Raw genomic sequence first — 22,802 nt, forward strand, 5'->3', positions numbered from 1 at the left:
AGGGTTTAATAGTGTTTTAGTTTAGAGATCAGGAGTTGCCCTGATTCTTGGAAATGATAGCTTCAGCAACATTACGAGGAACTTCCTCATAATTTGCGAACTCCATTGAAAATATACCCCGACCTTGAGTCATTGATCGGAGTTGAGTGGCATAACCGAACATTTCGGCTAAGGGCACTTTGGCCTGTACCTTAGACAATCCATCATCAACAGATTGTCCTTCTACTTGACCTCTTCTAGAAGAGAGATCACCAATTACAGATCCAAGAAAGTCATCAGGACTTTCGACCTCGACTTTCATCATAGGCTCTAAAAGTACCGGGTTGCATTTTTTAACCCCATCTTTAAAAGCCATGGAACCTGCAATTTTGAAGGCCATTTCAGATGAGTCTACATCGTGGAATGAACCATCGACTAGTGTTACTTTTACATCAATGAGTGGATAACCTGCAAGAACACCGGATTCACAGGTTTCTTTCATGCCATTAGATGCAGGCCCAATGTACTCTTTCGGTACAGCTCCACCAACAATTTTGTTTACGAATTCAAATCCTTTACCAACTTCAGCAGGTTCCATTTCAATTATTACATGACCATATTGGCCTTTTCCTCCAGTTTGTCTTGCATATTTACCTTCACCTTTAGAACTAGACCTAATGGTCTCTCTATAAGAAACCTGAGGGGCTCCAATATTAGCTTCAACTTTAAATTCCCTTAACATTCTGTCAACGAGGATTTCTAGGTGCAACTCACCCATACCAGCAATTACAGTTTGATTTGTCTCAGGATCTGTACTTACCCTAAAGGTTGGATCTTCTTCAGAAAGTGCAGTTAAAGCTTTGGATAATTTTTCCATATCTCCTTTTGTTTTTGGCTCAACTGCCACTGAGATAACTGGTTCGGGAATAAACAATGTTTCCAAGACTATAGGATCATCTGTATTACATAACGTGTCACCAGTTGTTGTATTCTTGAGACCTAGTACTGCTCCTAAATCTCCTGCCCTCAATTCATCAACTTCCTCTCTTTCATCAGCCTTTAAGATTACTAATCTAGAAATTCTCTCTTTAGCATCTTTAGTAGAATTCATGACGTAACTTCCCTTTGAAAGTACACCTGAGTACATCCTTACGAAAGTTAATTTCCCATAGGGATCTGACATTACTTTAAAGGCTAGTGCACTGAAAGGAGCATTATCATCTGAAGGTCTTACATCTTCCTTACCACTTGGTAAAACTCCTTGTATTGGTTTTACATCAACTGGCGCTGGTAAGTAATCAACAACAGCATCTAAAACAAGTTGGACTCCTTTATTCTTAAAAGCTGAACCACATAATACTGGAACCAATCCATGTTTTAAAACTCCTTCCCTAATTCCTTTTTTTAGTTGTTCTTCATTAAGTTCTCCTGTTTCAAGGAATATTTCTATTAACTCTTCATCATTTTCAGCTACACTCTCCATCAACTTATATCTCCACTCAGTCGCTTCCTCCTCCATTTCAGGTGGAATTGGTGCTTCTTCGATATCAGTACCTAAATCATTTTTGTAAAGATATGCTTTGTTAGCTACTAAGTCAATAATGCCTGTGAGATCACCTTCAGCTCCAATAGGTAACTGAATTGGGAGTGCATTTGCCTTAAGTCGATCTTTAATTTGCTTATTAACCTTTAAAAAATCAGCACCAGTTCTGTCCATTTTATTAACAAAAACCATTCTTGGAACAGAGTATCTATCTGCTTGACGCCAAACTGTTTCTGATTGAGGTTGAACTCCACCAACTGCGCAAAATACAGCTATGACTCCGTCTAAGACGCGCATTGATCTTTCCACCTCAATAGTAAAATCAACGTGTCCAGGGGTATCAATAATATTAATTCTGTGGTCTTGCCAACTAGTAGATATTGCAGCAGCAGTAATAGTTATTCCTCTTTCTCTTTCTTGAGCCATCCAATCTGTTACGGCAGCACCATCATGAACCTCTCCTATTTTGTGAACTACACCTGAATAAAACAAAATTCTTTCAGTTGTTGTTGTCTTCCCTGCATCAATATGAGCGGCTATACCTATGTTCCTTACTCGTTCTAGGGGAAAGTCGCGTGCCAATTTAAAAGCTCCAAATAAAATAATTTTTGATAAGTATAGTTCACCCTAAAAGCAAACTTTTATAATAATAAACTACTTCAGTACCTTTTTGATGAAATTAATATCTGTAATGCGCAAAAGCTTTATTAGCCTCAGCCATTTTGTGAGTATCTTCTCTTTTTTTAACTGCACTACCAGTTTCATTTGCTGCATCCATTAACTCACCAGCAAGTTTTTGGGACATACTTTTGCCATTTCTTGCCCTAGAAAATGTTACAAGCCATCTTAATGCCATAGCTGTACCCCTCTCTTGGCGTACTTCCATGGGTACTTGATATGTCGCACCACCAACTCTTCTAGCTCTTACCTCCACAAGAGGAGTAGCATTTTTCACAGCTGTTTCAAATAATTCGACTGCATTCCCACCTGTTCTCTCACTTATTAAAGAAAAAGCATCAGACAATATTCTTTGAGCTGTAGATTTTTTACCATGTTTCATCAATCTAGAGATCATCATAGAGGCAAGACGACTATTAAATTGAGGATCTGGAAGAATTGGTCTTTTTACTGCAGCATTACGACGTGACATTTTTTTAGAAAGTGATGTTTACAAGTTAATCTTTTGGAGCTTTTGCTCCATACTTAGATCTGGATTGACGTCTATCTTTGACTCCAGCCGTATCTAAAGTTCCTCTTATTATATGATATCTAACTCCTGGTAAATCTTTAACTCTTCCGCCCCTAAGAAGAACCACAGAGTGTTCTTGCAAGTTATGTCCAATGCCAGGTATGTAAGCCGTTACTTCGAAACCTGAAGTTAATCTAACTCTTGCGACTTTTCTTAAAGCTGAATTAGGTTTTTTAGGTGTTGATGTATAAACTCTCGTACATACCCCTCTTCTTTCAGGGCAAGCTTTAAGTGCAGGAGATTTTGTTTTCCTAGTCAGACGTTTTCTTTCTGAACCTATTAATTGCGAGATGGTGGGCATCTATTTATATTTTGAAAAAATAAACATTTCATCATCATAACCTTTTAAGAGCACTTACTAAAAGTTTTTAATTATATTTTTTTTAAATTTGTCAAATTAAAATTATTTGGTAAATATTCATTATCTTTAGATTTATTTTCATATTTATTTTTATAATAGTAATACATAAATAACTAAACAGAATTAAATAATCTATGGGAGAGAGTATCAAAAGAATCGTTGGCCCATATCAAGATAGTTATTCCCCAAATGGAATAATTGGGGAGAAAGATGCGTGTGGAGTTGGTTTCGTAGCAAATGTTGAAGGTATAGAAAGCAACTGGATCCTTAAACAATCTCTAAAGGGCCTCAACTGCATGGAGCATAGAGGAGGTTGTGGAGGAGATAGTGACTCAGGAGATGGAGCAGGCATTTTATGTTCAATTCCTTGGGATTACTTAGAAAAAGAAGTTAATCTTAAAAATAAAAAAGATTACGATAAAGGTTTAGGCATGATTTTTATGCCTAATAAAAAAGAGAAAATTGAGGAATGTAAATCAATATGTGAGGAGGAAGCAAAAAAATTAAGAATTAACCAAACATTTTGGAGAATAGTACCTGTTAATAATGAAATCTTAGGTCCTTTAGCTAAAGCAAATGCTCCATTCATCTGTCAGTGGATTTTATATATAGATAAAAAAGACCATAAAGATGTTGAAAGGCTTTTATTTCAATTAAGGAAAAGAATTGAGAAAAAAATAAGAGAAACTTTCAAAAACGATGTTGGGGATTGTGAATTTTATTTTGCCTCACTAAGCTCTCAAACAGTTGTTTATAAAGGTATGGTTCGCTCAGAAATATTATCCGAGTTTTATCAAGATCTAAAAGAGGAAAGTTTTAAAGTTTCATTTTCTGTTTATCATCGTAGATTTAGTACTAATACACTTCCAAAATGGCCACTAGCTCAGCCCATGAGATTTTTGGGTCATAATGGCGAAATAAATACTCTCTTAGGCAATATCAATTGGGCTAAAGCTTCAGAAACACATATAGATGATTTTTGGGGAGAGTTATCTAATGAGATTAAACCCATTGTAGACGTAAACAAAAGTGATTCATCAAATCTTGATGCAACCCTTGAAATCAATATTCGTTCAGGTCAGCCCATTACTGACTCATTATTAAAACTTGTTCCTGAAGCATTTAGAGATCAACCAGAACTTGAGGAGAGAGAGTATATAAAAGCTTTTTATGAATATTCTGCAAGCCTACAAGAAGCTTGGGATGGTCCAGCACTACTTGTATTTGCTGATGGAAATTTTGTCGGAGCAACGCTTGATAGAAATGGCCTAAGACCAGCAAGATATTCAATCACAAATGATGGTTTTGTAATAATGGGTTCTGAAACAGGAGTAGTAGATATTGAAGAAGAAAGAGTAATAGAAAAAGGTCGATTAGGACCGGGACAAATGTTAGCAGTTGATTTTCATCAGCATAGAATCCTAAGAAATTGGGAAGTAAAATCTGAAGCCGCTCAAAGGCATGATTATAAAAATCTTCTCAGTAATAGAATTATTAAAATTAAAAATAATGAATGGGTTAAAGACTGCAAACTAAAAGACCTTGAGTTGTTGCAACAACAAACTGCATACGGGTTTTCAGCGGAAGATAATGACCTTATCTTAGATTCAATGGCTTCATTAGCTAAAGAGCCTACTTATTGCATGGGCGACGACATCCCATTAGCAGTTCTTTCATCTAAGCCACATATTTTATACGACTACTTTAAGCAAAGATTTGCGCAAGTTACTAATCCTCCTATTGATCCTCTGAGAGAAAAACTTGTAATGAGTTTAGAGATGCATCTAGGAGAAAGATGTACACCATTTGAAATTAAAGACGCTAAACCTTTTATTCATTTACAAAGTCCGATTCTAAATGAGGAAGAACTCATTTCCATCAAAAAATCAGAAATTAAATCTCAGACAATTTCAAGTTTGTTTGATTTAGAGGAAGGTATTCAAGGCTTAGAGAAGCAATTAAAACTAATCTGTAAACAGAGTGAGCTGTCTATAAAAGAAGGTTGCTCTCTAATTATCATTTCTGATAAGGGAATAAATCCTAAAAAGACTTACATACCTCCTTTACTTGCTGTTGGAGCAATTCATCATTATCTTCTTAAAAAAGAAATCAGGCTAAAAGCTTCTCTAATAATTGAGACCGGTCAATGTTGGAGCACACATCACTTAGCTTGTTTAGTTGGATATGGAGCAAGTGCAGTTTGCCCTTGGTTGACTTTCGAAGCAGGTAGACACTGGTTAAAACATCCAAAAACACAAAAACTCATTGATAGCAAAAAAATAAATCCATTATCAATAGTTGATGTTCAAGAAAATATTAAAAAAGCTCTAGAAGACGGTCTAAGAAAAATTCTCTCAAAAATAGGTATCTCACTTTTATCTAGTTACCATGGTGCACAAATTTTTGAAGCTGTAGGCCTTGGATCTGACTTAATAAAAATTGCTTTTGATGGTACAACAAGTCGTATCGCTGGCATAACATTAAAAGAATTAACTAATGAAACACTTTCAATACATACGAAAGCCTATCCAGAGATCGATTTAAAGAAATTAGAATTTCTAGGATTTGTACAATTTAGAAATAATGGAGAATATCATTCCAATAACCCAGAGATGTCCAAAGTTTTACATTCGGCAGTAAAACAAGGGCCAGGATACGATCATTTTGAAACTTACAAAAAACTTATTAGTAATAGACCGACAACATCTCTTAGAGATTTACTAACAATTAATTCAAAAAGAAAAAGTATTCCATTAGAGGAAGTTGAAAGTGTTGAATCAATTTGCAAAAGGTTCTGTACTGGAGGAATGAGTTTAGGTGCTTTATCCAGAGAAGCTCATGAAGTTTTAGCAGTTGCAATGAATAGAATTGGTGGAAAAAGTAATAGTGGAGAAGGAGGAGAAGATCCAGCTCGTTTTAATGTTTTAAATGATATCGATAAAAATACTCAGTCAGCGACATTGCCATTTATTAAAGGCTTAAAGAATGGAGACACCGCATGCTCCGCTATTAAACAAATAGCATCAGGAAGATTTGGAGTTACACCTGAATATCTAAGAAGTGGTAAACAACTCGAAATTAAAATGGCACAAGGTGCAAAACCCGGAGAGGGGGGACAATTACCTGGTCCAAAAGTTGATTCTTACATCGCAAAACTAAGAAATAGTAAACCTGGAGTAGCTTTAATATCTCCTCCCCCTCATCATGATATTTATTCAATTGAAGATTTAGCTCAACTTATCCACGACTTACACCAAGTTCATCCAAAAGCGAAAGTAAGCGTTAAACTTGTTTCTGAAATTGGCATAGGCACTATTGCTGCTGGAGTAAGCAAAGCTAATGCAGATGTAATTCAAATTTCTGGACATGACGGAGGTACGGGTGCTTCACCCCTGAGTTCTATTAAACATGCAGGTTTACCATGGGAACTTGGTGTTGCTGAGGTTCATAAATCTCTCTTAGAAAATAACTTACGCGCAAGAGTGATTTTGAGAACTGATGGAGGTCTTAAAACAGGCTGGGACGTAGTTATTGCAGCTTTACTAGGTGCTGAAGAATACGGTTTTGGTTCTGTAGCGATGATTGCTGAAGGATGTATAATGGCTCGGGTTTGTCATACAAACAAGTGTCCTGTTGGAGTTGCCACTCAAAAAGAAGAATTAAGAAAAAGATTTAAAGGTATTCCAGAAAATGTCGTCAATTTTTTCTTCTATATTGCTGAAGAAGTAAGACAGATAATGAGCAGTATCGGTGTTTCTAATATGGAAGAACTGATTGGTAATCAAGAATTTCTTTCTGCAAGAAATATCGATCTTCCAAAAACTTCTAATATTGATCTTTCTTCTTTAGTAAATGAACACTCAACCCCTGATAGATCATGGTTAAAACATTTAAAAACTGCCCATAGTAATGGTTCTGTATTAGAAGACGAATTTTTGTCTGATACTAAATTTATAGATTCAATTAAAAATCACGAAATATTAACCAAAGAAATTGAGATAAAAAATACAGATAGAAGTGTTTGTGCGAAAATATCAGGTGAAATTGCAGAACTTCACGGCAATACTGGCTTCAATGGCGAACTCAACTTAAATTTCAAAGGATATGCAGGACAAAGCTTTGGTGCCTTTTTATTGAAGGGAATGAATGTTCAATTAATCGGAGAAGCTAATGATTATGTTTGTAAAGGAATGAATGGAGGAATACTCACAATAATTCCACCAAAAATAAATGAAATCTCCTCCGAACAAGTCATCCTAGGAAATACTTGTCTTTATGGAGCAACAGGTGGAAAATTATTTGCATTAGGAAAATCTGGAGAAAGATTTGCGGTTAGAAATAGTGGTGCTACAGCGGTAACAGAAGGGGCAGGTGATCATTGTTGTGAATACATGACTGGTGGGAAAGTAGTTATTCTAGGTTCCACAGGAAGAAATATTGGTGCGGGCATGACTGGTGGAATAGCTTTTATAATCGATGAAAATAATGATTTAAGTAATAAAGTAAATAAAGAAATAGTAAGGATTCTTCCAATAACTTCATCAAAGCAGGAAAATATCTTATTGGAAATTATTAGAGAATATCAAGCAAAAACAAATAGCTTAAAGGCTGCCAAAATAATTGAAAATTGGTCTCATTTTAAGAGTACTTTCAAATTGATTGTTCCCCCAAGTGAAGAAGAGATGCTTGGTATATAAAAAATGTAAATGCCTTTCTTTGTAAAAACTGAAATTATAAAAAAAGAATACTTAATTAATAATGATTTAAAACGAAAAATAATTAACGAACATATTGATTGGGTAAAAAAATTAAAAAAAGAGGGAATTAATATTAAAAGTGGCTTTTTAGTAGATGAGTTAAATAGGCCAGGTGACGGCGGATTACTTATTCTTGAGATGAATAATTATAGAAATGCACTAAAAATCATTAAGAATGATCCAATGATTCAAAATGATCTAGTTGAATGGAAATTCAATGAATGGATAGATTCAAATAAATAAAAATGACTATCTTGGATACTTTTTCATAAGTTTTTGAATCTCTTCAGCATGGTAACTGCTACGAGTTAAAGGAGAACTAACTACTTGCATAAAGTCCAAATCTTTTTCCCCGAAAACTTTAAAATAATTGAATTTAGAAGGACTCACAAATCTTTGTACAGGTAAATGATTATGGCCAGGAGATAAGTATTGGCCAATAGTAACAATGTCAACGAAATTACTTTTTAAATCCTTAAGAAGACTTATGACCTCCTCATCTTTTTCCCCTAAACCAAGCATAAAACCTGACTTTGTATAAACTTTAGGAGAATATTCTCTGGTCCTTTTAAGTAACTCAAGAGTCCTCTCATATTTACCCTGAGGTCTTACTTTTTTATATAGCGAAGACACAGTCTCAATATTATGGTTTAAAACGTTTGGATTTGAATCAAGCACTTTTTCAAGAGCTTCCCAGTTGCCGCAAAGATCAGGTATTAAAAGCTCAATAGTAGTTTCAGGAGATTTTTTTCTTACTTGATAAACACATTCAAAAAATTGAGATGCACCACCGTCCTCAAGATCATCTCTATTAACAGATGTTATGACAACATGTTTAAGTTGCATTCTATAAACAGCTTCGGCTAAACGATATGGTTCAGTTGGATCTAATTCTCTTTTAGATCTATCAAAATCAATATCGCAATATGGACATGCCCTAGTACAGCCAGGACCCATTATAAGGAAAGTGGCAGTTCCACTTGCAAAACATTCACCAATATTTGGGCAACTTGCCTCTTGACATACAGTATTGAGATTTAAATCACTTAGCAAATTTGCAGTATTCCCAATTCTTTCAACTTGCGGAGCTTTTACTCTTAACCAATCAGGTTTTGAAATTAAACTATTAGAATTATTAGTCACATTAAATCTTCTTGACCTGTAATTTTATTTTACTAAAAACAAGATGAATTAACTATTTATAATTGCAAAGACGATGCTCATTCAACAGAAGTAAATAAATAAATGAATTCAACTAATCCTTCTGCAATTTAGAAAATCTTAATTAAATTAACTTGTTACACAACATTCTTGTTTCATTAACTAAAATTGAATCAGATTTCATAACGTTATTTTTAATACAGATATCAGAACGTACTAATTTTTAAATAATAGGTTTAACAATTTATATAATATGCACTAGTTTGTACTAAAAAGTGTTTTTTTAATTATTTTTTGATACAGTAAAAAATATATGTAATAAAACATTGACTTTTAAATTTAAAAGAAAACGTATTTTATTATCGGAAAGAAATAAAAATTCTAAAGCAATAGGTTATGCAAGAGCTACTCATAACGAATATGAATATTTAGAAGAGCAAATAAAAATTTTGAAGAAAGAGGGTTGCAGTTTAGTGTTCTCTGAATTTATAAGTTTAGATGAAGAAATCAAACCCCAACTCAATAAAGCTATAAATTCCTTATCAAAAGGCGATCAATTAATAATAACTCAGCTTGATCGAGCATTTAAAAATAAAAAAGAATGTTTGATAACAATAAATAAACTTATTAATAAGGATGTTCAATTGCGAACTTTGACTGGTTTTTTTGCTGCTAATGAATCTTCTAATACAAATTCTTCAATTTTTAAGATCTTATATGAATTAGATAATTTAGAAGACAAAAGTTTAGGTGAAAGAAAAAAAGAACAACTATTACGCAGAAAATTATCAGGAAATAATTTAGGAGGCAGGCCCAAAATAAGTCCTTTAAAAGAATCTTTAGTAATCAGATTGCGTAATGAAGGATATTCATATCGATCAATTAGAACACAAACTGGAATTGCATTATCAACAATTAGGAGAGTGATTTTAGAGGGAGAATTAACATAAAATGATGAAGAAAGAAATTGAAAATTTAATAAAAGAAAATTTTAAAGATACCGCATTGCGTATTTATGAATTAGATAATGAAGATAGAAAAAGTTTGTTAGCAGAATATAGAGAATGGATTATGAATGATTTAGATTTTGAAGAAGTAATGATGCTACCTTATGAAGCATATACTGACAAATTAGATTCTAATTTCTTAGAAGATTCACTTTAGTCCTCAATAGTATATCTCTTATTAAAATCGTATACTTCTTTTGCTATAAACGGTAAAAGGGAAGAATCTTTGGAATATTTTTCTCCATTACAAAAAACTACTAATAAAGTTTGTAGAGATTGATTATTAATCCACCAAGCTGAATCATGTCTAACTTCAGACATTAAGCCTGCTTTACTCCAAAGATTAATGCTTTCTGGTAATCCTTCACCCAAAAAACCATCTATTTGATTAAGAGAATCCTTTTTAAGAACAACTTTGTTTAAATTTCTTTTTAAAAAACTTCGCAAATTTAAATTATATTCTTGATAATCAATATGAATCATAATTTCCTCCAAAACCCTTGCAGCTGAATCAGAGTTCATAGCGTTTCTATTTTTATTATCATATCCATAAAATTCTTTCTCACGACCAAATGGTTCATCATCCCAAGTCTTCTGACAGCAATTTATACCAACCAATTCTTCCCAATTTAAATCATGTAGCCAATCATTTATTATACTTCTTTGGTATTTCCAATTTTCCCATAGTTCGCCTTCAATACGAGGTCCACTTGTTGTTCCAGTAAGTAAATCAATTAAAAAGCTTGTTGCATTATTACTGGAAAAAGACAACATTTTCCCTACAGCATCAATAATTTCATCTGATAATAATAAACTTCCTTTTTTAATCCAATAAAATGCAGCAAGGCCATAAACTAACTTGACTATGCTGGCAGGGTAAACCATTTTTTTGTTATTAATGCCAGTTCCAAAACCTTTAAATACACTTTTATTTTCACTTTTATAATTAATCCAAGTTATCGAAATATCTTCTCTTGAAAAATCTTTATTATGAGAGCATACTCTCCTTAAAATATCATTTAAGGCTAGACCCATCTCCTCACTTAAATAGTAAAAGGACATTGTATGGAAATTTATAAAAATCCTATCTCACTATTTAAACAAACTAATTTTTCAAAAACTATTTGGTGGCAATTAAAAGTTAATATTTCGGGATATCAAAATGAAACAGAAGATAAATTAGTTACTGAAATATTTAAAAATAGAATTTTTAGGCTGATTTATCCAAATATTTATCAAAACAACCATAAATTTTCAAGAATACTTGTTCAACTATATGAAGATGGTTACGTCTGTTGGATAAATTTAGATGGATTAATTATCGAGAAATACGTATTCAAAAAAAATAACAGTTTAGAAAATGAACACTTCTTGATAAAAGATAAAGTTAACTCAATTTTAAAATGGATCAAGGATCAATCTGAGTTAAATAATGAATATCTTTGGGGAGGTACATTAGGACCCCATTTTGATTGTTCTGGATTAATTCAGACTGCTTTTTTAAAGCATCAAATTTATATACCTCGAGACTCTTTTCAAATAAAAAGTTTTTGTAAGCACCTTTTTTATTACAAAGAATCGTATGCGGCTTTACGACCTGGCGATCTTTTATTTTTTGGAAATGAAAAAAAATGTGATCATATTGGAATCTACAAAGGAGACGGATTCTATTACCATAGCTCTGGAATGGATTTTGGCAGAAATGGAATAGGATTAGATACGCTAAAAAATTCTAATGATAAAATCTCATTGCATTATAAATCTAAACTAATTTCAGTAGGAAGAGTAGTTAGGAATTATGGATGGGACCGCACTATACGTTAATTAATAGAGCTCACCTTTAAATTTTAAATTAAATTAAAATATTACCTATTCTTCTATTTAGAAATTAACCAGCAGTCCAAATATTTTTAATGATTGGCATTATGGTATCTAAGTGTAATGTCCCAACAAGTAACCAAGCAAAAACAGCTCCTCCACATCCTCCTAACCAAAATCCACTTGTAAAATCAGCCCAACCAGCTCTTGTAAATAAGTCCTTTGGCGGATTATTCACAGTCGCATCTGGAGGTTGAACATTAGGTGCTTTACCTGGTGCATTGTATAGAACAAAAAGTGCTGTCAAAATATGGACAGCTCCTATAGTCGCGAGAAGTCCAGCTGTTAGAGCAAATTCAGAATTTCTTAATGGGCCAGTCATAGTAAAAGGTCCGTATAGAAGATATCCAAAAGCTGCTCCGGTTTCTAAACCTCTAAAATTAGGGGAAATACCTTCTCTGTAAAAAGGTAAATTGTTTATAAAGGCTTTTGTGAAATAACCACTATTAACTGGAGTAGCTAAATTGCCAACACAAGGATCAGCAACTGTTTTTACTGCCCATTGTTCTGCTACGCCAATATCATTTGGTTGTACAGAAGTATCTATGTATTTCTCATCAAACTTAATAGAACTTGTAGATTCAGAGAATGATTTTTGAAAGTCGCTCATTTTTTTAATAGTTTTAGTGTTTGATAATTTATTCAGTTGCTGTGATTAATCTTCCAATCAATACGATAAAAACAGCAGGCATTGCTATACCAATTAATGGAACAAAAATTGAGGGTAAAAGACTTGGTAAATCAGATGGCATGGTTCTTTAAACATCTTTAAACACTTTAGTATTTATCAGCTAAATAATGTTAATTTTATTACTGGATGATATAAAAATTATTAACTTTTTACATGTTAAATTTTTTCGCAATTTTACTTATTATTTTTATAGGAATATTACTTCTAGTTTTTAAAAAAAGAAGCCTTAAAAAGTTAATAAATCAAAGTAATTTAAATTCTATTAAATTAAAGAAAAATAAAAAAAGTAACAATATAATCCTATCTAAAAAAAATTGTTATTTCTATAATCACGAAGAAAAAAATTACTCAGTATTTGATAAAAATTCTCAAAGAAATGAAATGATTATTCTTTTTCAGGGTGATACAGAAAATAAATTAAAGGCATTAAAAATTGCGGAAGAATTGGCTGATAAATCAACATTACCAATTTTACGAAAAGGCTTAAGAGATATTTCTCCTGAAGTCGTTGAAATTTCAGCTTTATTAATAAGAAAGTTCAAGTAAACAATCAATTTTGCTTAGCACTGTTTATTGATCTAATTCTGTAAATTGGACGACTTTGACTTTCATGATATGTCCTAATTAAAAGTTCGCTCAATAATCCAAAGCTAAATAATTGAACACCAGCAATTCCTAATATTAATGCAAACATCAGCAAAGGACGATTTCCAATATCCTCACCCATTATTTTTAAAACTATCAAATAAGAACTTATCGCAAGGCTAGAGAAAATACTTATAATTCCAACAAAACCAAATCCATACATCGGTCTTGTTAAAAATTTAGTCATAAACCAAACAGTTAGTAAATCCATTAAAACTCTAAAAGTTCTATCAATTCCATATTTACTAGATCCATATCGCCTGCTCCTATGATTTACTTTAATTTCTTTGATTCTTGCACCTTCAATATTTGCTAAAACGGGCAAAAACCTGTGAAGTTCCCCATATAACTTTATATCTTCTATTATTTCTTTCTTAAATGCTTTTAATGAGCAACCATAGTCATGCAAATTCAAACCTGTTACGTGAGCTATTAACTTATTAGCTATTTTTGATGGTATCTTTCTATTAATTAATTTATCTTTTCTATCAAACCTCCAACCACAAACCAAATCAAAACCATTATTAATCTCTGAAATTAATAAAGGAATATCATTTGGATCATTCTGTAAATCACCATCCAAAGTAATAACAATATCGCCCTTAGAATTATCAAAGCCAGCTGACATTGCTGCAGTTTGACCATAATTTTTGCGAAGGGAAATTACAGACAATTCTTTAATTTTGAGAGTTAGTTCCTTTAATACTTGATGAGTATTATCTTTAGAACCATCATTTACAACAATCAATTCAAAATTAAATTTATGAGATGACATTACATTTATAACTTCATCCAATAAAAGACCAATACTCTCGCTTTCATTGAAAACAGGGACGATAATAGAAATTAATTGTTTTATATCTGACATTTATATCTAATAATAATTACACAATTTTAACTTAATTTAGAACATTAAAATTAAACAAAAAAAATCACCACAAACGTGGTGATTTAAATTATTTAAGGGAAATTTAACCAAACTTACCTGAAGTGGATGCGATAACAAATGCCCCAAATGTAAGTATGTTTCCAATCGTGAAATGTGCTAGCCCAACTAATCTAGCTTGAACAATTGAAAGTGCAACTGGCTTATCTCTCCAGCCAACAAGGTTAGCAATTGGAGTACGCTGATGTGCCCAAACTAATGTTTCAATTAATTCTTGCCAGTAACCACGCCATGATATTAGGAACATGAAACCAGTAGCCCAAACTAAGTGACCGAATAGGAACATCCAAGCCCAAGGAGATAGGGAATTTACTCCAAATGGGTTATATCCATTAATAAGTTGAGCAGAGTTTAACCAGAGATAATCTCTGAACCAACCCATTAGATAAGTTCCTGATTCGTTAAATTGTGCTACATTACCCTGCCAAATTGCTAGGTGTTTCCAATGCCAGTAGAAAGTTACCCATGCTAGTAAATTTAATGCCCAGAACATAGCTAAGTACATAGCGTCCCAAGATGAACTATCACAAGTACCTCCTCGTCCAGGACCATCGCAAGGGAATGCATAACCTAAATCTTTCTTATCAGGAATTAATTTTGTTCCCCTAGCATCAAGTGCTCCTTTGATAAGTATTAAAGCGGTTGTATGAAGACCTAAAGCGATAGCATGGTGAACTAAGAAATCTGCAGGACCGATAGGTAAGAAAGCACTTAATGCATCTTGTCTATTGATCAAATCCATCCAGTAGTGATTACCTGGCAATGAATTAGCAGCTAGACTTGCTGAACTTGTTGGATCAGATAATAAAGCATTAAAGCCGTACATCATTTTACCTTGAGCAGCTTGAACAAATTGAGCAAATACTGGCTCAATTAGAATTTGCTTTTCAGGATTACCAAAAGCTACAACAACGTCGTTATGAACATAAATTCCTAGAGTATGGAATCCAAGCAGCATTGTTACCCAACTAAGATGGCTTATCAAAGCTTCCTTTGTTCCAAGAACTCTTGCCAATACATTATCTTTATTTAATTCTGGATCATAATCTCTTACAAAGAAAATAGCTCCGTGTGCAAATGCACCAACCATCAAGAACATTGCTATGTACTGATGATGACTATATAAAGCAGATTGTGTAGTGTAGTCCCTGGCAATAAAAGCGTAAGAAGGAAGTGCACCCATGTGTTGAGCTACAAGAGAAGTTGCTACACCAAGGGATGCTAATGCTAATCCAAGTTGGAAATGTAATGAATTATTTACAGTTTCATATATTCCATCGTGGTTAATTCCAAAACTACCTTTATGAGGATCATTAGGGTGTCTTGTGTTATGGGCTTCTGTAATTTCTTTAAGACTATGACCAATACCAAAAGTATTTCTATACATATGACCAGCAATTACAAAAACTGTTCCAATCGCAATATGGTGATGCGCAATATCGGTAAGCCATAATGCTTCACTTTGAGGATGAAGACCACCTAAGAAAGTAAAGATTGCTGTTCCAGCTCCTTCAGCTGTTCCAAATACTTGATCTAAAGAGTCAGGATTTTGGGCATAAGCTCCCCAGTTTAAAGTAAAGAAAGGAGCTAATCCTGCAGGGTGAGGAAGCACTGTTAACCAGTTATCCCAACCTACATGCTGACCTCTTGATTCAGGTATAGCAACATGAACCAAATGGCCTGTCCAAGCAATACTACTAAAACCAAATAAGACAGCTAAATGATGATTTAATCTTGACTCTGCATTTTTAAACCAAGCTAAAGAAGGTCTGAATTTTGGCTGTAAGTGTAACCAACCAGCAAATAGAGTCCAACAAGCCAAAATACTCATAAATATTGAAGCTTGGAAGAGTTGCTCGTTAGTTCTCATTCCAATTGTGTACCACCAATGGTAGAGACCTGAATAAGCTATGTTTACTGGACCACTTGCTCCAGCTTGTGTCATTGCTTCTGTTATGCCAGATCCAAAATGAGGGTCCCAAATAGCATGAGCTATAGGGCGGACATGAGTTGGATCTAGTACAAATTGCTCAAAATTACCTTGCCAAGCAATATGAAATAAGTTACCGGCTACCCAGAGAGCAATTATTGCTAGATGTCCAAAATGTGTAGAAAATAGCTTCTGATAAAGTTTTTCTTCGGTCATACCGTCATGACTTTCAAAGTCATGAGCGGTAGCTATTCCGTACCATATTCGTCGGGTTGTGGGGTCCTGAGCTAGACCCTGGTTAAATGATGGAAATTTTGTTGCCATTGAATTAATAAGGTGAAGTTCAGGTTATTAGCCCAGCCCGAAAAGGCGAGCATGGAAGAAGGCCCATGTGGTAGCTATACCACCTACAAGGAAGTGTGTAACACCTACTGCACGTCCCTGAGTAATAGATAGAGCTCGAGGTTGAATGGTTGGTGCAACCTTTAATTTATTATGTGCCCAAACAATTGATTCGAACAATTCTTGCCAATATCCTCTTCCGCTGAAGAGGAACATTAAACTGAAAGCCCATATAAAGTGAGCTCCCAAGAACATCAAACCGTACATGCTTATTGATTGGCCATAGCTTGTTAATACTTGAGAAGCTTGAGCCCAGAGGAAATCTCTTAACCAACCATTGATAGTAATTGAACTTTGTGCAAAATTACCACCAGTAAGTCCCCAAACATCACTCTGCATTTTCCAAGAGAAGTGGAAAATAACTATTGATAAACAGTTATACATCCAGAAGAGAGCTAAGAAAACGTGATCCCATGAAGAAACTTGACATGTACCACCTCTTCCAGGACCATCACAAGGGAATCTAAATCCTAAAGATGCTTTGTCAGGAATCAACCTTGAACTTCTTGCATAAAGAACTCCTTTAAGAAGTATCAAAACAGTTACATGGATTTGGAAAGCATGAATATGATGAATCATTAAATCAGCTGTCCCTAGTGGAATTGGCGCTATAGCTACCTTTCCACCAACTTCTACTAAACTTCCATTAAAGACTTCACTTAGAGCTTTGTGAGGTAAAGCTTCTGCAGTACCTGCTAAAAGGGAAGTCCCAACAGCAGATGCTTGAATACTCTGTACCCATTGAGCAAAGATTGGCTGAAGTTGGATAGCAGAATCACTAAACATATCTTGGGGTCTACCCAAAGCTCTCATAGTATCGTTGTGAATATAGAGTCCAAAACTATGGAATCCTAACCACATACAAACCCAGTTCAAGTGACTGATTAATGCATCTCTTGCCTTAAGAATTCTGTCTAATACATTATCAATATGTTTTGCTGGATCGTAATCTCTAACCATTGCAATTCCAGCATGCGCTCCTGCTCCTACTATGAATAATCCACCTATCCACATGTGATGGGTAAATAATCCAAGAACTGTCATATAGTCAGTAGCTATATAAGGATATGGAGGCATCGCATACATATGATGAGATACAAGTATGCTTATTGATCCAAGCATCGCTAGGTTTACTGATAGCTGAGCATGTCTACTTTCTGCCATGAACTCAAAAAGACCTTGATGACCTTTAGGGGCAGGGAATAATATTGGGTCTCCTTGTTGTGAATCTAATATTTCTTTCATACTATGACCAATACCATAATTGGTTCTGTACATATGACCACCTATTATCGCTATTACACCAAAAGCTAAATGATGATGTGAAACATCAGTCATCCACAAGCTTCCTGTAACAGGGTTAAGTCCACCTTTGAAAGTAAGGAAGTCTGAGAAAGCTAACCAATTTAAACTAAAGAAATTACCTGTACCACTTGCTAATCCTGGAAATATCTGACCGATAATTTGTGGATCGCAGAGTTGATGCGGCATAGGTATATCTGCAATAGTTGCTATTTCTTTTCCATTAATAACTAAAGGAGAGCCTGCATCAATTGCATCTAAGAGAGCTGCAGTAGGAGCTCCGATATGAATACAATGGCCAGCCCATGCTAATGATCCTAAACCTACTAAACCAGCTATGTGGTGGTTAAGCATAGACTCAATATCTTGAAACCACTCCATTTTTGGAGCTGCTTTGTGATAGTGAAAAATTCCAGCATGAAGCATAAGTGCAGCCATTACTACAGCACCTATTGCTAAAGCCATAAGTTCACTCTCATTAGTGATTCCCCATGCTCGCCACATGTGGAATATTCCTGAACTAATTTGAATACCGTTGTAGTTAGCACCAAGGTCAGCATTAAGCATCTCTTGACCAACGATTGCCCATACTTGCTGAGCTCCTGGTTTGACATGAGTTGGATCAGCTAACCAACCTGAGTAATTAGAAAATCTTGCTCCATGGAAAAATGCAGCACTCATCCATATAAAAATGACTGCAAGATGTCCAAAATGAGCTGAAAAGATTTTTCTTGTTGCTTCTTCAGCATCGCCTGTATGCACATCAAAATCATGTGCATCAGCATGCAAATTCCAGATCCAAGTTGTAGTTTTCGGACCTTTAGATAATTTACTTGACCAGAATCCTGGCTTATCTAATTTGGCAAAATCAATAGGTCTTGGATCGGCCTTGACAGGATCTTCCAAAACTTTTTTGTTTTTTTCTCCACTTTCTGGTGGGCTGATGGTCATCTAGCACCTCGAAAATAATTGACATTAAAGCCGATTGATCGGATCTTGAACCTATTTTTAATGATAATGTTCAAGAAAACGAATCCTTCGGAACTTTAGATATTCGTTTCAAAAATAATAAGGCAAAGATTCTTTCGTTATGCATTAACGTAACAAATGTTCTAATGATTGTTACTATATGAATATTTTGTTAAATTCTAGTCTATGACTAAATTATGAGTATTTTTACTCAAAATTTATATAAATTTCTTAAATTTTTTTTTATATTTCAAAGAAAATTTTTTAAATCCAGCGACAGGATATAATTTCAAAGTTACTATCAATAGTTTCTAATTTGAAAGGCATTGCGATTGGTCTATCTAATAATTCAAAAGAAATTTTAAAAAGGCTTAAAAAAACCGAATTTGTCAAAGACATATATGTTGCGGGTTCTTCAAAAGACGATGGAAAGGAAAATGAACTTATTCAAGTACAAAAACCTAGAGAAATATTACTAAAAAAATGGCAGAAGATAGATTTAATAATTTTTATAGGCTCAATTGCTGCATCAATACGCATAATAAATCCATTTTTAACCTCTAAAGATCAAGATCCAGGAGTAATAGTTATAGATAACAAATGTTCCAAGATAGTTCCATTAATTGGCTTACATCAGTCAAATACGCAAAATATTTCATGTCAAATTGCTAATTTGCTTGGTGGCGAAATTATAGAAACTAATAATTCCAATGATCAAAGCCTCTTAAATCTTGATGCATTTGGAAATCAATGGGGGTGGAAAAGATCTGGCAAAATAAACGATTGGTCAAAACTAGTAATTAAACAATCTAAAAACGAAGAAATATTTTGCAAACAATTATCTGGTAATAGCTTATGGAAAACTTCAGAATCAGCTGAGATTATTAATCAAATTGATAAAAAAGAAAAAGAAAAACCAGATTCAACATTTCATGTGAGTATATTCGAAAATCATGGAACAACTTGGCACCCGCCTGTATTGTGGATTGGCATTGGATGTGAAAGAAATACAAGCAAAGAATTAATAGCAAATTCTTTAAATAATCTTTTGGAGTCAGGAAATTTATCGCAGCAATCAATTGCGGGATTTGCAACTATAGATATAAAAAAAGATGAGAAAGGAATTTTAGAACTTTCTGAAGAAAAAAACTTGCCTATAAAGTTTTTTAGTAAAAAAGATCTTTCAACAATAATTGTTCCAAATCCATCAAGTGTCGTACAAAATGAAATTGGTACACCTTCCGTAGCAGAAGCCTCTTGCTTACTCGCAGCAGGACAAGAATCAAAATTATTAGAAGAAAAAAGAATTTTCAAAAATCAATCTGGGGCAGTAACTATCGCTGTAGCAGAATCAAAAAATCAATATAATCCAACCCATGGTGAGATCCATATTATTGGAAGTGGGCCAGGTGATATCTCCTTCCTAACCAATAATGCGAGAAAAGCACTTTCAAGATGTACTGTTTGGATTGGATACAAAATGTATTTAGATTTAATAAAACCCTTAAAAAGGAATGATCAGGTTTTAATTGAAAGTAAACTTACTGAGGAAAAAGAGAGATGCAATAAAGCAATTAAACTAGCTGAAGAAGGAATAAAAGTGGCTTTAATTTCTTCAGGTGAATCTGGATTTTATGGAATGGCAGGTTTACTTTTAGAGTTACTACAAAAAATCAAAAAAGAATATAGACCTTACTTTGAAGTACATCCAGGTATAAGTAGTGTTCAGTTAGCTGCTGCAATTAGTGGAGCACCACTAATGAATGACTTTTGTTCAGTAAGCTTAAGCGATAAATTAACTCCATGGCCTTTAATAGAAAAAAGAATTAAAGGAGCTCTTATGGGCGACTTTGTAATAGCTTTATTTAATCCTCAATCCATTGAGAGAAATTGGCAGCTTAAAAGTGTAATAGATATATGTTTACAATCTAGGCATGGTGATACTCCAGTTTTATTAGCTAGACAAGTAGGGAGAGAAAATCAAACCAAAAAATTTTTTACTTTAAATACCATACCTTTTAAAGAGATTGATATGTTATCAATCATTATTATTGGCAATTCTCAAACAACCTTAGTTGACGAAATATTTCTCACTCCCAGAGGATATTTACAAAATTAAGTTTCGTTAATCCATAATTTTTATAAATAGAATGTTTTTCTTTGCTTTTTCTTTATAAGAATACTAATCTTTTATAATAATGATGTAAGAAAATTAATTGAAAAATATTGGTTTAATTTTGTTTGACATTGATGGGGTAATCCGCAGCGTAGAGAATAGTTACAGACTTTCATTAAAAAAAACTGTCTACAAATTTACCGGATGGGAGCCAAGTTATATAGATATTGATAATGCCAAAAATGAAGGGATCTGGAATAATGACTGGGATTTAAGTTTAGAACTTATAAAAAGATGTATAAAAAAAGAAAACTTAAAACTTAAAATTCCTCCAAGAGAGGAGATAGTAAAATGTTTTGAAAAGTTTTACTTTGGTGGAGATCCAAATAAAGATAGTAAATACTGGTCGGGTTACATAACAAATGAGGAGTTGTTAGTTGATAAAAAGTTTTTTGATTTAATTCAAGATAATGGAATAATCTGGGGTTTTGTTAGTGGTGCAGAGTCTGCTTCTGCAAAATTTGTTTTAGAAAAAAGACTTGGACTAAAATCACCACCATTAATATCTATGGGAGATGCCCCGGATAAGCCTGATCCTAAAGGTTTTATTAACTTATCAAAAAAGCTTATTGGAGATAAAATTGGTGAATCAAATATTCCCATTGCATATGTAGGAGATACTATTGCAGATATAAATACAGTTATAAACGCTAGAAAGGAAATACCATCTCAGAAATTCATAAGTATCGGAATAGCTCCCCCTCATTTACATTTAAATTCTCGATTAAAAGAACGTAATTCTTACGAAACAAATCTTAGAAATGCAGGCGCTGACTTGATTTTAAATTCTATTTATGACCTAGAAGATATTGATCTTGACTTGTTTTAAAACAAATATTAATTAAAAATTTTCTAAATAAATCACGGAGAGGGAGGAATTCAGAGTGACCCGAAGAGAGCAGTTATGGAACGATATGAACCAATAAATCTTAAAAAATAGGTGATTTTATCCCCTATTTTATCCCCTCAATCTAAGAAGTTATTTGTATAGAAATTCACAAATATATCTATTTACAAATTCGGCACCCTTTTGACCTTCTTTTATCATTTCTTGTTCTATCTTGAATTCTTGCATCCCAAAAATGTTCTTCATTCTTTGGGCACTGCCACCATACTTTTTGATGAGAACTATTAAAGACATCTTTTGGTGTCAATGGAGCATTCAAAGTTGGATGCCACTCTTTTGCTATTTCTGGAGAAAGAGTTGCTAATGATCTTTCTGGACTGACTTTTATATTGCCACTACAAAATGAACAACCATTTTTATTTTTACCAGTTCTTGAATTAACTTCTGCTTCATAAATATGTTCTTTTACTGCTGGGCATTGCCACCATACTAATTTCCTTGATCCATTGAAAATATCATTTGGTGTCAATGGGGCATTCAAAGTTGGATGCCACTCTTTTGCTATTTCTGGAGAAAGGGTTGCTAATGATCTTTCTGGACTGACTCTCAAATTTCCGCGACAAAAAGAACATCCAACTCTTTTATTTTTATTCGTCCTATCAGAGATTATCGCATCATAAATATGGTCTTTAACTTCTGGGCATTGCCACCATACTTTTTGACCGGATCCATAAGTCACATTTTCAGGAGTTAATGGATCATTAAGAGTTGGATGCCACTCTTTTGCTATTTCTGGAAATCTATATTTAAGTGTTCTTTTTGGATCAATGCCCATAAGAAATTAAATAAATTACTTCTTAAAAGAAAAATACCTTACAAAAGCACTTTATCCCCTATTTTATCCCCTAACAAACTGAAACTTCGTGATATGTTATCAATAATCCCTAACTCCCACAATC

General features: G+C 33.7%; 19 protein-coding genes. 8 read left to right on the forward strand and 11 right to left on the reverse strand.

The window, feature by feature from the left end:
• Positions 1-28 precede the first annotated feature (28 nt).
• The 3 genes from fusA to rpsL all read right to left on the reverse strand — a co-directional run bounded on the left by fusA (position 29) and on the right by rpsL (position 3,072).
• Positions 29-2,104: an elongation factor G gene (gene fusA, locus EW14_RS08555; protein WP_042851049.1), complete on the reverse strand. Its 2,076-nt coding sequence runs from the start codon at positions 2,102-2,104 to the stop codon at positions 29-31.
• Between the two features lie 97 nt (positions 2,105-2,201).
• The gene (rpsG, locus tag EW14_RS08560; protein WP_042851051.1) at positions 2,202-2,672 is read right to left on the reverse strand and encodes a 30S ribosomal protein S7; all 471 of its coding nucleotides are present in this window, start codon (positions 2,670-2,672) and stop codon (positions 2,202-2,204) included.
• Positions 2,673-2,697: 25 nt separating this feature from the next.
• Positions 2,698-3,072 carry a 30S ribosomal protein S12 gene (rpsL, locus tag EW14_RS08565; RefSeq protein WP_025915119.1) on the reverse strand — a complete coding sequence of 125 codons (375 nt, stop codon included), beginning with the start codon at positions 3,070-3,072 and terminating at the stop codon, positions 2,698-2,700.
• Between the two features lie 194 nt (positions 3,073-3,266).
• Between rpsL and gltB the strand changes: the two genes are divergently transcribed.
• Positions 3,267-7,829 (forward strand): glutamate synthase large subunit, encoded by a 4,563-nt coding sequence (gene gltB / locus EW14_RS08570; protein ID WP_042851053.1) that lies wholly within the window; start codon positions 3,267-3,269, stop codon positions 7,827-7,829.
• Between the two features lie 9 nt (positions 7,830-7,838).
• Complete coding sequence (locus EW14_RS08575) at positions 7,839-8,132, forward strand: YciI family protein (protein WP_042851054.1); 294 nt, start codon at positions 7,839-7,841, stop codon at positions 8,130-8,132.
• A gap of 6 nt (positions 8,133-8,138) precedes the next feature.
• Here the strand turns inward: EW14_RS08575 and lipA are convergent, their stop codons facing one another.
• Complete coding sequence (gene lipA / locus EW14_RS08580; protein ID WP_052044755.1) at positions 8,139-9,032, reverse strand: lipoyl synthase; 894 nt, start codon at positions 9,030-9,032, stop codon at positions 8,139-8,141.
• Between the two features lie 344 nt (positions 9,033-9,376).
• Between lipA and EW14_RS08585 the strand changes: the two genes are divergently transcribed.
• Complete coding sequence (locus EW14_RS08585) at positions 9,377-10,000, forward strand: recombinase family protein (RefSeq protein ID WP_052044756.1); 624 nt, start codon at positions 9,377-9,379, stop codon at positions 9,998-10,000.
• A gap of 1 nt (position 10,001) precedes the next feature.
• On the forward strand, positions 10,002-10,214 hold the full coding sequence (locus EW14_RS08590) for a hypothetical protein (protein ID WP_042851056.1): 213 nt from the start codon (positions 10,002-10,004) through the stop codon (positions 10,212-10,214).
• Here EW14_RS08590 and EW14_RS08595 read toward each other — a convergent pair.
• Entirely contained in the window at positions 10,211-11,119 is a 909-nt protein-coding gene (locus EW14_RS08595) for a serine hydrolase (protein WP_042851057.1), read from the reverse strand. The two genes, EW14_RS08590 and EW14_RS08595, sit on opposite strands and share 4 nt — an antisense overlap.
• A gap of 3 nt (positions 11,120-11,122) precedes the next feature.
• On the opposite strand from EW14_RS08595, the gene EW14_RS08600 reads away from it, so the two are divergent.
• Positions 11,123-11,881 (forward strand): C40 family peptidase, encoded by a 759-nt coding sequence (locus EW14_RS08600; protein ID WP_042851058.1) that lies wholly within the window; start codon positions 11,123-11,125, stop codon positions 11,879-11,881.
• Between the two features lie 64 nt (positions 11,882-11,945).
• Here EW14_RS08600 and EW14_RS08605 read toward each other — a convergent pair whose 3' ends face one another.
• Together EW14_RS08605 and EW14_RS08610 are read right to left on the reverse strand one after the other, a co-directional pair.
• Complete coding sequence (locus EW14_RS08605) at positions 11,946-12,545, reverse strand: photosystem I reaction center protein subunit XI (RefSeq protein ID WP_025891181.1); 600 nt, start codon at positions 12,543-12,545, stop codon at positions 11,946-11,948.
• A 28-nt stretch (positions 12,546-12,573) separates the two neighbouring features.
• Positions 12,574-12,687: a photosystem I reaction center subunit VIII gene (locus EW14_RS08610; protein ID WP_011863629.1), complete on the reverse strand. Its 114-nt coding sequence runs from the start codon at positions 12,685-12,687 to the stop codon at positions 12,574-12,576.
• Between the two features lie 92 nt (positions 12,688-12,779).
• Between EW14_RS08610 and EW14_RS08615 the strand changes: the two genes are divergently transcribed.
• Positions 12,780-13,172, forward strand: a complete 393-nt coding sequence (locus EW14_RS08615) for a hypothetical protein (RefSeq protein WP_042851059.1) — start codon at positions 12,780-12,782, stop codon at positions 13,170-13,172.
• Between the two features lie 4 nt (positions 13,173-13,176).
• Here EW14_RS08615 and EW14_RS08620 read toward each other — a convergent pair whose 3' ends face one another.
• The 3 genes from EW14_RS08620 to psaA form a co-directional block, all read right to left on the reverse strand.
• Positions 13,177-14,139 carry a glycosyltransferase family 2 protein gene (locus tag EW14_RS08620; protein WP_042851061.1) on the reverse strand — a complete coding sequence of 321 codons (963 nt, stop codon included), beginning with the start codon at positions 14,137-14,139 and terminating at the stop codon, positions 13,177-13,179.
• Between the two features lie 103 nt (positions 14,140-14,242).
• Positions 14,243-16,471, reverse strand: a complete 2,229-nt coding sequence (psaB, locus tag EW14_RS08625) for a photosystem I core protein PsaB (protein ID WP_011819135.1) — start codon at positions 16,469-16,471, stop codon at positions 14,243-14,245.
• Positions 16,472-16,498: 27 nt separating this feature from the next.
• Positions 16,499-18,802, reverse strand: a complete 2,304-nt coding sequence (gene psaA, locus EW14_RS08630; RefSeq protein ID WP_042851062.1) for a photosystem I core protein PsaA — start codon at positions 18,800-18,802, stop codon at positions 16,499-16,501.
• Positions 18,803-19,136: 334 nt separating this feature from the next.
• Between psaA and cobJ the strand changes: the two genes are divergently transcribed.
• Positions 19,137-20,939 (forward strand): precorrin-3B C(17)-methyltransferase, encoded by a 1,803-nt coding sequence (gene cobJ, locus EW14_RS08635; RefSeq protein ID WP_042851063.1) that lies wholly within the window; start codon positions 19,137-19,139, stop codon positions 20,937-20,939.
• Between the two features lie 97 nt (positions 20,940-21,036).
• On the forward strand, positions 21,037-21,825 hold the full coding sequence (locus tag EW14_RS08640) for a TIGR01548 family HAD-type hydrolase (protein WP_042851064.1): 789 nt from the start codon (positions 21,037-21,039) through the stop codon (positions 21,823-21,825).
• Positions 21,826-22,003: 178 nt separating this feature from the next.
• On the opposite strand, the gene EW14_RS08645 is transcribed toward EW14_RS08640, so the two are convergent.
• The gene (locus EW14_RS08645) at positions 22,004-22,678 is read right to left on the reverse strand and encodes a zinc-ribbon domain-containing protein (protein ID WP_052044757.1); all 675 of its coding nucleotides are present in this window, start codon (positions 22,676-22,678) and stop codon (positions 22,004-22,006) included.
• Between the last annotated feature and the right edge of the window lie 124 nt (positions 22,679-22,802).

Origin of the sequence: Prochlorococcus sp. MIT 0604 (assembly GCF_000757845.1) — a bacterium.
GTDB lineage: Bacteria > Cyanobacteriota > Cyanobacteriia > PCC-6307 > Cyanobiaceae > Prochlorococcus_A.

What these genes read in the sequence shown, in the direction of transcription:
- EW14_RS08645 (WP_052044757.1), bottom strand. Translation starts at nt 22,678, where the DNA reads ATGGGCATTGATCCAAAAAGAACACTTAAATATAGATTTCCAGAAATA.
- gltB (WP_042851053.1), top strand. Translation starts at nt 3,267, where the DNA reads ATGGGAGAGAGTATCAAAAGAATCGTTGGCCCATATCAAGATAGTTAT.
- EW14_RS08605 (WP_025891181.1), bottom strand. Translation starts at nt 12,545, where the DNA reads ATGAGCGACTTTCAAAAATCATTCTCTGAATCTACAAGTTCTATTAAG.
- EW14_RS08575 (WP_042851054.1), top strand. Translation starts at nt 7,839, where the DNA reads ATGCCTTTCTTTGTAAAAACTGAAATTATAAAAAAAGAATACTTAATT.
- EW14_RS08620 (WP_042851061.1), bottom strand. Translation starts at nt 14,139, where the DNA reads ATGTCAGATATAAAACAATTAATTTCTATTATCGTCCCTGTTTTCAAT.
- psaA (WP_042851062.1), bottom strand. Translation starts at nt 18,802, where the DNA reads ATGACCATCAGCCCACCAGAAAGTGGAGAAAAAAACAAAAAAGTTTTG.
- EW14_RS08615 (WP_042851059.1), top strand. Translation starts at nt 12,780, where the DNA reads ATGTTAAATTTTTTCGCAATTTTACTTATTATTTTTATAGGAATATTA.
- EW14_RS08590 (WP_042851056.1), top strand. Translation starts at nt 10,002, where the DNA reads ATGATGAAGAAAGAAATTGAAAATTTAATAAAAGAAAATTTTAAAGAT.
- psaB (WP_011819135.1), bottom strand. Translation starts at nt 16,471, where the DNA reads ATGGCAACAAAATTTCCATCATTTAACCAGGGTCTAGCTCAGGACCCC.
- rpsG (WP_042851051.1), bottom strand. Translation starts at nt 2,672, where the DNA reads ATGTCACGTCGTAATGCTGCAGTAAAAAGACCAATTCTTCCAGATCCT.
- EW14_RS08600 (WP_042851058.1), top strand. Translation starts at nt 11,123, where the DNA reads ATGGAAATTTATAAAAATCCTATCTCACTATTTAAACAAACTAATTTT.
- EW14_RS08610 (WP_011863629.1), bottom strand. Translation starts at nt 12,687, where the DNA reads ATGCCATCTGATTTACCAAGTCTTTTACCCTCAATTTTTGTTCCATTA.
- EW14_RS08595 (WP_042851057.1), bottom strand. Translation starts at nt 11,119, where the DNA reads ATGTCCTTTTACTATTTAAGTGAGGAGATGGGTCTAGCCTTAAATGAT.
- rpsL (WP_025915119.1), bottom strand. Translation starts at nt 3,072, where the DNA reads ATGCCCACCATCTCGCAATTAATAGGTTCAGAAAGAAAACGTCTGACT.